We start from the raw sequence: 14419 nt of genomic DNA, 5'->3' as shown, positions 1-14419 counted from the left end.
GAACGCTACCGCATGTCAGGCAACCGGGCTTCGTTGCGTACTTCGCTCTTGGCAATGGCTTCCGGTGGCAACGAGACACGTTGCTTGCTCAGCAGCTCGCCCATGTTCGCCAGCACCCGGTACATCGAGAATTCCTCGGTGTAGCGCACCTCGGTGTAGCGGCGGTTGGCGTTGTACAGCTCGTTCTCGCTGTCGAGCAGGTCGAGCAGGGTGCGCTGGCCGAGGCCGAACTGGTCCTGGTAGGCCGCGCGTACCCGCTGGGTGGTCTCGGCGTATTCGCGGGCGGTCGGGGTCTGCTTGCGTGCGTTGTTCATGGCGTTCCAGGCCAGGCTCAGGTTCTCGTTGAGTTCGCGCAGGGCATTGTTGCGGATGTCCATGGCCTGGTTGATCTTGTGCGCGTCGGACTGCAGGCGTGCCTTGTCGCTGCCGCCGCGGAACAGGTTGTAGTTCAGCTCCACGCCAGCCTGCCAGTCATTGTTGTCGTGGCCGCGCTGGCCGGCGGTGTTGTTGTTCGCGCCGGTGGCCAGTACTGCGTCCAGGCGAGGGTAGAAGGGCGACTTGGCCACTTCGTACTGCTGCTCGGCCGCATTCACGTCGGCCTGGGCCGATTTCAGGTAGGGGTTGTTCTCCAGCATGCCCTGGCGCGCCTGCTCCAGGGTGGTAGGCACTTCGCCCTTGATGGTCACGGGGGTTTCCAGCTCGTCGGGCATGCGCCCGACCACGCTGTAGAAGTTGGCCTCGGCGTCGGCCAGGTCGACTTCTGCGGTGTCCAGGTTGTTCTCGGCCAGGGCACGACGGGCGCGGGACTGGTCCAGGTCGGCGGTGCTGCCCACGCCGCGCTCGCTGCGCAGACCGATCTGGTCGTTGACGCGCAGGTGGGCCTGCAGGTTGTTCTTGGCCAGGGTCACCAGTTCGCGGCGCTTGAGCACTTCCAGATACACCTCGATGGCGCGCAGGGCGACGGTCTCGGCCGTGGCCTGGGTGTAGTAGGCACGTGAGTTGGCTACCGCTTCGGTACGGCCCACTTCGTTGGCGGTGTTGAAGCCATCGAACAGCATCTGCCGCAGGCGCAGCTCCGACTGGGTGTAGGTCAGGGTTTCCTTGTTGTGGTTGCGCGAGCCGTCGGCATTGAAGCCGCGGGTATTGGTGTTGTCCGAGCGTTGCCGACCGTAACCTGCGACCAGATCGACGGTCGGGTAGTAGCCCCCGCGCGCGAACTTCACATCCTCGTCGGCCGACAGCCGGCTGTTACGGCTGGCGCTGATCTCCGGGTGCTGGTCCACGGCATTCTGGACGGCTTCGGTGATCGACATCGCCTGAGCGTTGGTACATGCCATGGCCAACAGGATTGCACTGGTGATGGGGGTTAGGACGCGCATGGGGTACATCTCCCTGATCTTGAAAAGGTCCCGCAATCGCCAAAAAAATGACGAAAAATGAGGTTCAAACCGTTTCAGGTTTGTAACAACACAGCTAAGAACATTTACTGACCGAGCTAAGAAGATTTCTTCATAAGCGTTATGCGAAAAAAAACTTATGCGGTCTAAGAAATACCGGACATTGTTCTATTCAAAGTCGTCCGCTGAATCAGCGCTACGCGTTGTTTTTCGGGCATCTCAGAAAAGTTCCCGTTTATCTTGCAGCTTAGGGCAGGGGAGTGGCGAAGGGATACAGGCAAAATGATATTTGGCGACAGTTTATTGACATATGTCATCTGGCCATCTCGTTTTGCCGCCTTCCTCGTCGAGCGTCGGGCAACGGTAGTGATTCGCTCTGGAATCACGCGCCTGGCGGGCCGATCCGCACCTTCCGTTACAGGCCTCGGTTGCAGGAACCCGTCGGCAGCAATGGAGGCGTGGATTCATGGCTAAATCACTCGGTGTGGTCAGCAAGATTGTCGGTCAGGTGTTTGCGGTCGGTAGCGACGGCACCCGCCGCCTGTTGGTCGAAGGCGACCGCGTGTTTGCCGGGGAGCAGCTGGAAACCGGCGCCGCCGGAGCTGTGGCCGTGCGCCTGAACAACGGTGCCGAACTGACCTTGGGGCGCGACAGCAGCCTGGCGTTGACGCCGCAGTTGCTGGCCGACCACGCAGGCCATGTGCACACCCCCGAAGCGATGACACCCTCCCAGGCCCAGCTCAGCGACGTGGAGCGCCTGCAAAAAGCGATCGCCGCCGGCGCCGACCCGACCCAGGAAGCCGAAGCGACCGCAGCCGGGCCCAACAGCGGCAGCGCGCCCGGGGCATTGGGCGGTGGTCACAGTTTCGTGTTGCTCACTGAAGTGGCCGGCCGCGTGGACCCGGTGATCGGTTTCCCCACGGCCGGGTTCAACGGTATCCCTGAGTTCGAAGACCTCGATGTCGGCGACATCCGCTTCGACGACGACTTGCCCCCGGTTGTGGACAACCCGGTGAGCCTGCAGGGGCTGGACGTGGCCGGCAGCGAACTGACCCTGAACGAGGCCAACTTGCCCGAAGGGTCGGCCAGCAATGCTGGCTTGTTGACCCAGGCCGGGACGTTCACCGTGTTGGCCCCGGACGGTGTGTTCAACCTCAATGTCGGCGGTATCAACGTCGTCACCGGTGGTGTTGTGACCGGGGTAGGCCAATCGCTGACCACCGGGCTGGGCAATGTGTTGACCATCACCGGCTACGACCCGGCCACCGGCACGGTGAGCTACAGCTATACCCTGGTGGGCACCCAGGGGCATCCTTCGGCGGGTGGGGCCAATGTGTTGGCGGAGCAGTTCACCGTGCAGGCCAGCGATGCCGATGGCGATGTGGCCAGCGGCAGCCTCGATGTGCGCATCGTCGACGATGTGCCGCGAGCCGTGGATGACGGTAACCTGGCCAGTGCCAGCGAAAGCCAACAGGTGCTCACCGGCAATGTGCTGGCCAACGATATACAAGGCGCCGATCGCGTGCCGCAGGGGCCGATCACGCCGGGTACGTTCGTCGGGACCTACGGCACTCTGGTGCTGAAGGCTGATGGTTCCTACACCTATACGCTCAACAGCAGCGACCCGGATTTCACCCAGCTGCATGGCGGTGGCACAGGGGTGGAGCAGTTCACCTACACCCTGACCGATGCGGACGGCGATACCAGCACGGCAACGCTGGTGCTCAACGTCACCAACCTCGATGATCCGGTCACTTTGGGTGGCCTGGATGTGAGCGGCGGCGAACTCACCGTCCACGAGCGCAACCTGGGCGATGGCAGCAGCCCGGACGCTGGCGCACTGACGCAAGGCGGTAGCTTCACCGTGGCCGCGCCCGATGGCCTGCAAAGCCTGACCGTGGGTGGCATCGCCGTGGTCAGTGGTGGCGTGACGGCAGGTTTCCCGCAGTCGCTGACCACGGCGCTGGGTAATACGCTGACCATCACGGGGTACAACCCCAGTACGGGCGTTGTGAGCTACACCTACACGCTCACCGATAACGAAGCCCACCCTAACGCCAATGGTGCCAACAGCCTGGGCGAGCGTTTCACGGTCGTCGCGACCGATACCGATGGCAGCAGCGCTTCGGGAGACATCCAGGTCAATATCGTCGACGATGTGCCGTCCGCTGCGCCCGACAGCAATGCGACCACGGCCACCGAGCAGCACACCACCCTGACCGGCAATGTGTTGGGCAACGACGTGCAGGGCGCGGACCGTGTGCCTGGCGGCCCGATCACGGCCGGCACCTTCGTCGGCACCTATGGCACCCTGGTGCTGTCGGCCGATGGTTCCTACACCTATACGCTGAACACGAGCGACCCGGACTTCTTCAACCTGCACGGCGGTGGCAGCGCTGTAGAACAATTTATCTACACCCTCACCGATGCCGATGGCGATCTCAGTACGGCCACATTGCAGTTGAATGTCGCCAACCTCAACGACTCGGTCTCTCTTGATGGCCTTGGTGTGAACGGTGGCGAACTGGTCGTCCAGGAACGGCACCTTGGCGATGGAAGCAGCCCTGACGCCGGTGCGCTGACGCAAGGCGGTTCGTTCACCATCACCGCACCTGACGGCTTGCAGAGCCTGACCGTAGGCGGCATCAGCGTGATCAGCGGTGGCGTGGCGGCAGGTTTCCCGCAGTCGATCACCACACCGCTAGGCAATACACTGACCATCACCGGCTACAACCCCGGCACTGGCGTGGTGAGCTACAGCTATACCCTCCTCGACAACGAGGCGCACCCGGATGGCAATGGAGCCAACAGCCTCGGAGAGAGCTTCACGGTCGTTGCGACGGATACCGACGGCAGCAGCGCCACGGGTAACCTCGATGTCAGCATCGTGGACGATGTGCCCACGGCGGTTGGCGATACCAATGCCACGACGGCCACTGAAAACCAGCTGGCGCTGACGGGCAATGTATTGGGCAATGACGTGCAGGGTGCGGACCGTGTGGTGTCCGGTCCGATCACCGCCGGCACCTTCGTCGGTACCTACGGCACCTTGGTGCTGTCGGCCAATGGTGCGTACACCTACACGCTCAACACCAGCGATCCGGACTTCTTCAACTTGCACGGCGATGGCAGCGGGATCGAGCAGTTCACCTATACGCTGACCGATGCCGATGGCGATGTGCGCACCGCTGTGCTGGAACTGAACGTCACCAACCTCAACGATCCAGTGACGCTCACCGGCCTGGGCGTGCAAGGTGGAGAGCTGACCGTTTACGAGAAGCATCTGGGCGACGGTAGCAGCCCTGATGCTGGAGAGCTGACCCAGACGGGGTCCTTCACGGTCACCGCCCTGGATGGTTTGCAAACCCTGAGCGTAGGTGGCATTACCGTCGTCAGCGGCGGCGTGGTGGCAGGCTTCCCGCAGTCGGTCCTGACGGGACTGGGCAATACCTTGACCATCACCGGCTACAACGCCAGTACCGGCGTGGTGAGCTACAGCTACACGCTGACGGACAACGAAGCCCACCCGAACGCCAACGAAGCCAACAGTCTGAGCGAAAGCTTCACGGTCACGGCGACCGATACCGACGGCAGTACAGCCACCGGCAACATCGATGTGAACATCATCGACGACCTGCCGACTGCCGTAGGCGACAGCAACGTCGAAACGGCCACCGAGCAGCACACCACGCTGACCGGCAATGTGCTGGGCAACGACACCCAGGGCGCCGACCGCGTCCCGAGTGGCCCGATCACCGCTGGCACCTTCGTCGGCACCTACGGCACCCTGGTGCTGTCGGCCAATGGTTCGTACACCTACACGCTCAACACCAGCGATCCGGACTTCTTCAACTTGCACGGCGGTGGCAGCGGGATCGAGCAGTTCACCTATACGCTGACTGATGCCGATGGCGATGTGCGCACCGCTGTGCTGGAACTGAACGTCACCAACCTCAACGACTCGGTCACCCTGGATGGCCTGGGCGTACAAGGCGGAGAGCTGACCGTTTACGAGAAGCATCTGGGCGACGGTAGCAGCCCTGATGCTGGAGAGCTGACCCAGACGGGGTCCTTCACGGTCACCGCCCTGGATGGTTTGCAAACCCTGACCGTAGGTGGCATTACCGTCATCAGCGGCGGCGTGGTCGCGGGCTTCCCGCAGTCGGTCCTGACGGGACTGGGCAATACGTTGACCATCACCGGCTACAACGCCAGCACGGGCGTCGTGAGCTACAGCTACACGCTGACGGACAACGAAGCCCACCCGAACGCCAACGAAGCCAACAGTCTGAGCGAAAGCTTCACGGTCACGGCGACCGATACCGACGGCAGTACAGCCACCGGCAACATCGATGTGAACATCATCGACGACCTGCCGACTGCCGTAGGCGACAGCAACGTCGAAACGGCAACCGAGCAGCACACCACGCTGACCGGCAATGTGCTGGGCAACGACACCCAGGGCGCCGACCGCGTCCCGAGTGGCCCGATCACCGCTGGCACCTTCGTCGGCACCTACGGCACCCTGGTGCTGTCGGCCAATGGTGCGTACACCTACACGCTCAACACCAGCGATCCGGACTTCTTCAACCTGCATGGTGGTGGCAGCGGGATCGAGCAGTTCACCTATACGCTGACCGATGCCGACGGCGATGTGCGCACCGCTGTGCTGGAACTGAACGTCACCAACCTCAACGACTCGGTCACCCTGGATGGCCTGGGCGTACAAGGCGGAGAGCTGACCGTTTACGAGAAGCATCTGGGCGACGGTAGCAGCCCTGATGCTGGAGAGCTGACCCAGACGGGGTCCTTCACGGTCACCGCCCTGGATGGTTTGCAAACCCTGACCGTAGGTGGCATTACCATCATCAGCGGCGGAGTGGTGGCAGGCTTCCCGCAGTCGGTCCTGACGGGACTGGGCAATACGTTGACCATCACCGGCTACAACGCCAGCACAGGCGTGGTGAGCTACAGCTACACGCTGACGGACAACGAAGCCCACCCGAACGCCAACGAAGCCAACAGTCTGAGCGAAAGCTTCACGGTCACGGCGACCGATACCGACGGCAGTACAGCCACCGGCAACATCGATGTGAACATCATCGACGATCTGCCGACTGCCGTAGGTGACAGCAATGTCGAAACGGCCACCGAACAGCACACCACGCTGACCGGCAATGTGCTGGGCAACGACACCCAGGGCGCCGACCGCGTCCCGAGTGGCCCGATCACCGCTGGTACCTTCGTCGGCACCTACGGCACCCTGGTGCTGTCGGCCAATGGTGCGTACACCTACACGCTCAATACCAGCGACCCAGACTTCTTCAACTTGCACGGCGGTGGCAGCGGGATCGAGCAGTTCACCTATACGCTGACCGATGCCGATGGCGATGTGCGCACCGCTGTGCTGGAACTGAACGTCACCAACCTCAACGATCCAGTGACGCTCACCGGCCTGGGCGTGCAAGGCGGAGAGCTGACGGTCTACGAGAAAAACCTGGCCGACGGCAGTGCACCGGATACACCAGCCTTGACCCAAACCGGCAGCTTTACCGTCACGGCACTGGATGGCCTGCAAACCCTGACCGTAGGCGGCATCACCGTCGTGAGCGGCGGTGTGGTCGCGGGCTTCCCGCAGTCGGTCCTGACGGGACTGGGCAATACCTTGACCATCACCGGCTACAACGCCAGTACCGGCGTGGTGAGCTACAGCTACACGCTGACTGACAACGAAGCTCATCCAAATGGCAACGAAGCCAACAGCCTGAGCGAAAGCTTCACGGTCACGGCGACCGATACCGACGGCAGTACAGCCACCGGCAACATCGATGTGAACATCATCGACGACCTGCCGACTGCCGTAGGCGACAGCAACGTCGAAACGGCCACCGAGCAGCACACCACGCTGACCGGCAATGTGCTGGGCAACGACACCCAGGGCGCCGACCGCGTCCCGAGTGGCCCGATCACCGCTGGCACCTTCGTCGGTACCTACGGCACCCTGGTGCTGTCGGCCAATGGTGCGTACACCTACACGCTCAATACCAGCGACCCAGACTTCTTCAACTTGCACGGCGGTGGCAGCGGGATCGAGCAGTTCACCTATACGCTGACCGATGCCGATGGCGATGTGCGCACCGCGGTACTGGAGTTGAACGTTACCAACCTCGACAACCCAGTCACCCTCACAGGCCTGGACATCACCGACGGCGAACTGATCGTCTACGAGAAGCATCTTGCCGACGGCACCAGCCCTGACGCGGGCGAACTCACCCAGAGCGGCAGCTTCACCGTGACGGCCCTGGATGGTCTGCAAACCCTGACCGTAGGCGGCATTACCGTGGTCAGCGGCGGTGTGGTGGCAGGCTTCCCGCAGTCGGTCACGACGGGGCTCGGCAACACCCTGACCATCACCGGCTACAACCCCAGCACTGGGGTGGTGAACTACAGCTATACCCTGGCCGACAACGCTACCCACCCAGATGCCAATGGCACCAACAACCTGAGTGAAAGCCTCGCCGTCAGTGCGACCGACACCGACGGCAGCATCGCCAATGGCAGTATCGACATCACCATCGTCGATGACGTGCCTTCGGCCGTCGATGCCGAACGCGCCGTTTCCCCAGGCCAGGTGGACTCCAACCTGCTGTTGGTGATCGATGTTTCCGGCAGCATGAACTTCGCCTCAGGCGTACCAGGCCTGACCCGCCTGCAGTTGGCCAAGCAGGCGATCAACGCTTTGCTCGATAAGTACGACGAGATGGGCGACATCAAGGTGCAGATCGTCACCTTCTCCGATGGCGCAACGCAGGAGTCCTCGGTGTGGGTATCGCTCACCCAGGCCAAGAACATCGTCAACGGCCTGAGCGCCGATGGCGCGACCTACTACGATTCGGCTGTCAATGTCGCCAAGAACGCCTTCGTGGCCAGCGGCAAACTGGCCGGTGCCCAGAACATCTCGTACTTCTTCTCCGATGGCGAACCGACCAGCGGCCACAGCATCACCGCCGACCGGGAAGCCAGCTGGGAAACGTTCCTCGACGACAATGGCATCAAGTCCTACGCCATTGGCCTCGGCAGTGGCGTGAACGAGAGCAACCTCAACCCGCTGGCCTACGATGGCAGCACTCACACCGATACCAACGCAGTGGTGGTAACCGACCTCAGCCAACTGAGCAATGTGCTGTCCGGCACGGTGCTCGGCGCGCCGATCACCGGCAGCCTGCTCAGTGGCGGCGAGCTGGGGGCCGATGGCGGTTTCATCAAGACGCTGGTGGTCGATGGCACCGCGTACACCTACGATCCGAAGGCCAATGGCGGGGACGGTTCCTACACAGCCAGCGGCGGTGCGGACCACGGCACCTTCGATACGGCTACCAATACCTTCAATATCAAGACCAACCTGGGCGGCACGCTGCTGGTGGACATGGACACTGGTGACTTCATCTACACCCCGCCCAAGGATAACGGTGTGACCCAGCAGGAAAGCTTCGGCTTCACCGTCAGCGACAACGACGGCGACCTCGCCAGTGCCACCCTGACGGTGAACATCTACACCAATACCGCGCCGGTGGCCGGGGCCGATCACATCATCACCAACATCACCGGGGCCAGCATCACCGTGCCGGCCGAGGTATTGCTGGCCAACGACAGCGACGCGGATAACGACAAGCTCACGGCTTCGCCGATCACCTTCGACACCGATTTCTCCGTGAAGGGCGGAGGCTTCAGCGTCGGCAACGGCACCCCGGTCATCGCTTTCAATGGCACGGGGGGGAGCGACACAAACCGCTTCAAGGACCTGCCGCGCAGCGCCTTCAGGGGCACGGCCAACAGCATGGTCGCAGCGCTGATCGTCGATGCCTTCGTACGGAGCGTCGGTGCCAGCAATGCCAATGACCAGGATGTCATGACGGTCCACTTGAAAAAAGGCGAGACCCTGACCCTCGACCACGACGTGCCGACCGGCAACTTGCAAATGTTCTGGAAGGACGACGTGGGCGACTACCAACCCATCACCGATGGCAGCTCTTTCACGGCCAGCCACAGCGGGACCTACAGCATCCTGGTGCGCAACGTGACCGACAGCAACGTTGGCTCGGGCGCCGAGTTCTACAAGCTGACCATGACGGTCGACTACAGCAACGCCCAGAACGACGTGTACAACGGCACCTACACCACCAGTGATGGCCATGGCGGCACGGCCACGGGCAATGTGGATATCACCTACCAGGACGGCAGCGTGCTCACCGGCACCGATGGCGACAACACCCTGCTGGCCGGTGCCGGCAACGATACCCTGCAGGGCGGCCTTGGCCACGATGTGTTGGTCGGCGGTGGAGGCGATGACTTGCTGTACGGCGGTGACGGCGACGACCTGCTGATCGGCGGCTCGGGCAATGACCTGCTCGATGGCGGTGCGGGCATCGACACGGCCAGCTACGCCTCGGCCACCAGCGGTGTGACCGTCAACCTGAACCTGGCCACTGCCCAGAACACGGGCGGTGCCGGCACCGATACCCTGAACGGCATCGAGAACCTGATCGGCTCGGACTACAACGACACTTTGATCGGCAACGGTGGCGACAACCTGCTGATCGGTGGGCTGGGCAACGACACCCTGAACGGTGGCGCAGGCAACGATGTGCTGCGTGGCGGGCTGGGCAACGATACGCTCAACGGTGGCAGCGGCAACGACACCTTCGTCTGGCAGAAGGGCGAAGTGGGGCACGACACTGTGCTGGCGTTCACCCCGGGAAGCGATCGTCTCGACCTGTCGCAACTGCTCCAGGGCGAAAACGGCACCACTGCCTCGCTGGATGACTACCTGCACTTCAAGGTCACAGGTTCCGGTGTCAATGTGGTCTCGACCATCGAGGTCAGCAGCGTGGCCGGCGCCGCGCCAACCCAGACCATCGACCTGGCCGGGGTAGACTTGGCGCAGCATTACGGTGTGACGGCCGGTGCGGGTGGGGTGGTGGCGGCAGGGCAAGACACGGCGACCATCATCAACGGAATGCTCAATGACCATTCGTTGAAGGTGGATACGGTTTGAGGTGGGTGTTGCCTGGGATATCGAGCGCCGCGCGGGCGGCGCTCGATCCCACAAGCACTGAAGCTGCAGCGACGAACGATCATGTGAGACCCGCGATGAGCGACGCTTGGGCATATGCGCGGGTCGCACTTGTGGCGCGGGGCAATCGGCCGTCTCCTAGACTGGGCTAAAGCCCTTTCGGAATCAGACCAATGCCCCAGCGCGAAGTCCACAGCCCGGCCCAGGCCCTTTGGCAACCCATGCTCCTGGGTGGCCAGCGCCTGGCGGGCGTGTCCTGGAAAGCCCTGACCGATGCCGGCCCCTGGCAGGCCTACTGGATGAAGATGTCCCCTGGCAGCCGTTCGATACCGCACCGCCACGCGGCCGTCGAGCTGCTGCAGGTACTGGAAGGAGAGGTGATGGACGTCGACGGCCAGCTGTTCCGTGCCGGCGACAGCCTGGTCTATGCACCCGGCTCCGAACACTGGCTGCGTTCACCCCAGGGCTGCTTGTTGCTGGTGGTGGAATCCGAACCCTCGACCCTTGGCGAGTGACGCTCAGCCGGGCCGGTGCAAGGTCTTCTGCTTGAGGATGTACAGGCTGACCAGTACCGCGCTGGACAGCATGAAAACCCGTGCCCAGAACAGCGGCACCAGATAGCACGACAGCCCGATGCTGGCCCACATCAGGCCGATGGCGTAGACCTTGCCCCGCAGCGGGATACCCTGGCCGCTCAGGTAGTCGCGGATCCAGGGCCCGAGCGTGGGATGGTTCACCAGCCAGTGGTGAAAACGTGGCGAGCTACGGGCGAAGCAAGCCGCCGCCAGCAGCAGGAACGGGGTGGTGGGCAACACCGGGAGGAAGATCCCCAGCACCCCCAGCGCGACGCTGAGCCAGCCGATGGCCAGCAGCAGGTAGCGCATGGCCGGCTTAGTGGTGGCGCGGCTTGAGCAGGGCAGGCTTCTCGTCCGGTGCGTGCAGCAGCAGGAACAGCGCGGTCAGCGCCTCGGGGATCTGCACGATCATGTCGTCCTGCAGGCTGGCGTTCTTGGCGATGTCTTCGAACTCCGGCTGCTCGTCGAACAGGCCCGAGCCGACCATGATCGGCAGGAGCATCTCGCTGACTTCTTCCTCGGCGTTCTCGAACCAGGCCTCTTCACGCAGGAACACGCCTTCCATGAAGCCGATGCACCAGCCGCGCAGGTCGGAGTCGTCCGGCTCGTCGCCCAGGTCCAGGTCGCAGGGCAGCTCGAACTCGTCGTCGCTGGCCAGCTGACGGCCGATGTGCGCCTTGAGCGCGACCAGGGTGGCCTCGATCTCGGTGCGCTGGGCCTCGCTGGCGTAATGGGGCTCTTCGGCGAACAGGGCGTCGATCCATTCGCGTTCGGGAACCTCCTCGGAGCAGATCGACAGCGCGGTCAGGTAGCCGTGGGCGGCGACGTAGTCCAGCGCTTCTTCGTGCAGCTCGTCAGCGTCGAGGAAGGCTTGCAGGCGGGTCAGTTGCTCGGCGAAGGACATTACAGGGCTACCTTGGGGAATAAACGATAACGAATTCTAGCACCTTGCGGCGGCTGGGGGGCAAAGGGAACGTCTGTCGCAGGAAGGCGCCCAGGCCCCCTGCATGGCCGAGCACTGGGGTATAATCCGCGATTTTTCATCCAGGGGGCTGTTTCCCGGCCCACCGGCAAAAGCCGCTTACGCATTCGTGAGTGTGCACCGCGGATTTTTCGTCCAGCCTGTGTCCAGGATGGTATGGCGATTTTGGAGTTTTCAATGCTCGAACAGGCTCAGCGCGTCCTCAAGGACATCTTCGGCTACGACAGTTTCCGGGGGCGCCAGGCAGCGATCATCGAATGCGTGGCCAGTGGCGGCGATGCCTTGGTGCTGATGCCCACCGGCGGCGGCAAGTCGCTGTGCTTCCAGGTTCCGGCCCTGCTGCGCCCGGGCCTGGCGGTGGTGGTCTCGCCCTTGATCGCGTTGATGGACGACCAGGTCGCCACCCTCGACGAGCTGGGCGTGGCCGCCGCCGCGCTGAACTCCACCCTGAGCCCCGAGCAGCAGCGTGAGCTGGCCGGGCGCCTGCGCCGCGGCGAGGTGAAGATGCTCTACCTGGCCCCCGAGCGCCTGGTGCAGCCGCGCATGCTGGAATTCCTGCGCACCCTGGACATCGCCTTGTTCGCCATCGACGAGGCCCACTGCGTCTCGCAATGGGGCCATGACTTCCGGCCGGAATACCTGCAATTGGGCCAGTTGGCCGAGCTGTTCCCCCATGTGCCGCGCATCGCCCTGACCGCCACCGCCGACATGCGCACTCGCGAGGAGATCGTCCAGCGCCTGCACTTGCAGGGCGCCGAGCGCTTCCTGTCGAGTTTCGATCGGCCGAACATCTTCTACCGCATCGTGCCCAAGGAGTCGCCGCGCAAGCAATTGATGGCGTTCCTCGGTGAGCGCCGGGGCAACGCCGGCATCGTCTATTGCCTGTCGCGCAAGAAGGTCGACGAAACCGCGGCCTTCCTCTGCGAACAGGGGTTCCCGGCCTTGCCGTACCACGCCGGCCTTGCCGCCGAGACCCGCTCGGCCAACCAGCACCGCTTCCTCAACGAGGAAGGCCTGATCATGGTTGCCACCATTGCCTTCGGCATGGGCATCGACAAGCCCAACGTACGCTTCGTCGCCCACCTGGACCTGCCCAAGTCGATGGAGGCCTATTACCAGGAAACCGGCCGTGCCGGCCGTGACGGCCTGCCGTCCGACGCCTGGATGGCCTATGGCCTGCAGGACATGGTGATGCTCAAGCAGATGCTGCAGAACTCCGAGGGCGACGAGCGCCACAAGCGCATCGAGCAGCACAAGCTCGATGCCATGCTGGCGCTGTGCGAGGAAACCCGCTGTCGTCGCCAATCCCTGCTGGCCTATTTCGATGAAGTGCTCGAGCAGCCGTGCGGGCATTGCGACAACTGCGTCGACCAGGTGCAGACCTGGGACGCGACCGAGCCGGCGCGCCAGGCCTTGTCGGCGGTGTACCGCACCGGCCAGCGCTATGGCGTGGGCCATCTGGTCGATGTGCTGGTGGGCAAGGACACCGAGAAGGTACGCAATTTCGGCCACGAGAAACTGTCGGTCTTCGGCGTCGGCAAGGCGTTGAGCGAGCACGAGTGGCGCTCGCTGTTCCGCCAGTTGGTGGCGCGCGGCCTGGTGGATATCGACCTGGAAGGCTACGGCGGCCTGCGTCTGTCCGACAGCTGCCGGCCGTTGCTGCGCGGCGAGGTGAACCTGCAACTTCGCCGCGACCTCAAACCCCAGACCGTGGCCAAGACATCCGGCGGCGGCAGCCCCGCCAGCCAGCTGGTGCGTGCCGAGGAGCGCGAGCTGTGGGAAGCCCTGCGCGCCCTGCGCCGCAAGTTGGCCGCCGAACACAGTGTGCCGCCCTATGTCATCTTCCCCGATTCGACCCTGCTGGAAATGCTGCGCAGCCAGCCGACCAGCCTCAGCGAGATGGCCCAGGTCAGCGGCGTGGGGGCACGCAAGCTGGAGCGCTATGGCGAGGCTTTCCTCGATGTGCTCAACGGCGGGAAGGGCGAGCAAGCGCCGAAAGTGGTACTGGACCTGCGCCACGAGCTGGTCAGCCTGGCCCGCGCCGGCATGACCCCGGCACAGATCGCCGGCCAGCTCAATTGCACCGAGAAGAACGTCTACAGCCTGTTGGCCGAGGCCCTCGGCCGCCAGGAGCTGAGCCTGGAGCAGGCGCTGGATCTGCCGGAGGAGCTGTTGATGGAGGTGCAGGACGCCTTCCTCGATGGCGAGGGCGAACTGCCGCCGGTGGCCGCAGTGTCGGCGCTGTTTGGCCAGCGCGTGCCGGAAGGCGTGTTGTACTGCGTTCGTGCGGCGTTGGCTGCCGAATTCGAACTGTAGCTGACCCTTGTCACGTTTTTTCACGATTAACGGACACTCCCGTGGCCAGGAGCCTTGCCTGTTACCGCGGGCCATG

Annotated in this window: 6 protein-coding genes; 3 read left to right on the top strand and 3 right to left on the bottom strand. The window is 63.5% G+C overall.

The window, feature by feature from the left end:
* Positions 1 to 5: 5 nt before the first annotated feature.
* Positions 6 to 1379 carry a TolC family outer membrane protein gene (locus K8374_RS16835; RefSeq protein ID WP_084857438.1) on the bottom strand — a complete coding sequence of 458 codons (1374 nt, stop codon included), beginning with the start codon at positions 1377 to 1379 and terminating at the stop codon, positions 6 to 8.
* 484 nt (positions 1380 to 1863) lie between these two features.
* On the opposite strand from K8374_RS16835, the gene K8374_RS16830 reads away from it, so the two are divergent.
* Positions 1864 to 10452, top strand: a complete 8589-nt coding sequence (locus K8374_RS16830) for a retention module-containing protein (protein ID WP_224456464.1) — start codon at positions 1864 to 1866, stop codon at positions 10450 to 10452.
* Between the two features lie 191 nt (positions 10453 to 10643).
* Positions 10644 to 10985 (top strand): cupin domain-containing protein, encoded by a 342-nt coding sequence (locus K8374_RS16825; RefSeq protein ID WP_224456463.1) that lies wholly within the window; start codon positions 10644 to 10646, stop codon positions 10983 to 10985.
* 3 nt (positions 10986 to 10988) lie between these two features.
* Here K8374_RS16825 and K8374_RS16820 read toward each other — a convergent pair whose 3' ends face one another.
* A complete protein-coding gene (locus K8374_RS16820) occupies positions 10989 to 11354 on the bottom strand; it encodes a YbaN family protein (protein WP_224456462.1) in 366 nt (121 codons plus the stop codon).
* A gap of 7 nt (positions 11355 to 11361) precedes the next feature.
* Positions 11362 to 11949 (bottom strand): YecA family protein, encoded by a 588-nt coding sequence (locus tag K8374_RS16815; protein WP_224456461.1) that lies wholly within the window; start codon positions 11947 to 11949, stop codon positions 11362 to 11364.
* Between the two features lie 255 nt (positions 11950 to 12204).
* Between K8374_RS16815 and recQ the strand changes: the two genes are divergently transcribed.
* Positions 12205 to 14343, top strand: coding sequence for a DNA helicase RecQ (recQ, locus tag K8374_RS16810; RefSeq protein ID WP_224456460.1), 2139 nt, complete (start codon positions 12205 to 12207; stop codon positions 14341 to 14343).
* Positions 14344 to 14419: the final 76 nt, after the last annotated feature.

The sequence above is a fragment of the Pseudomonas sp. p1(2021b) genome, from assembly GCF_020151015.1.
Classification (GTDB): Bacteria; Pseudomonadota; Gammaproteobacteria; order Pseudomonadales; family Pseudomonadaceae; genus Aquipseudomonas; species Aquipseudomonas putida_K.
The sequence above is the reverse complement of the archived record's forward strand: the minus strand, read 5'-3'. Positions and strand labels throughout refer to the sequence as shown.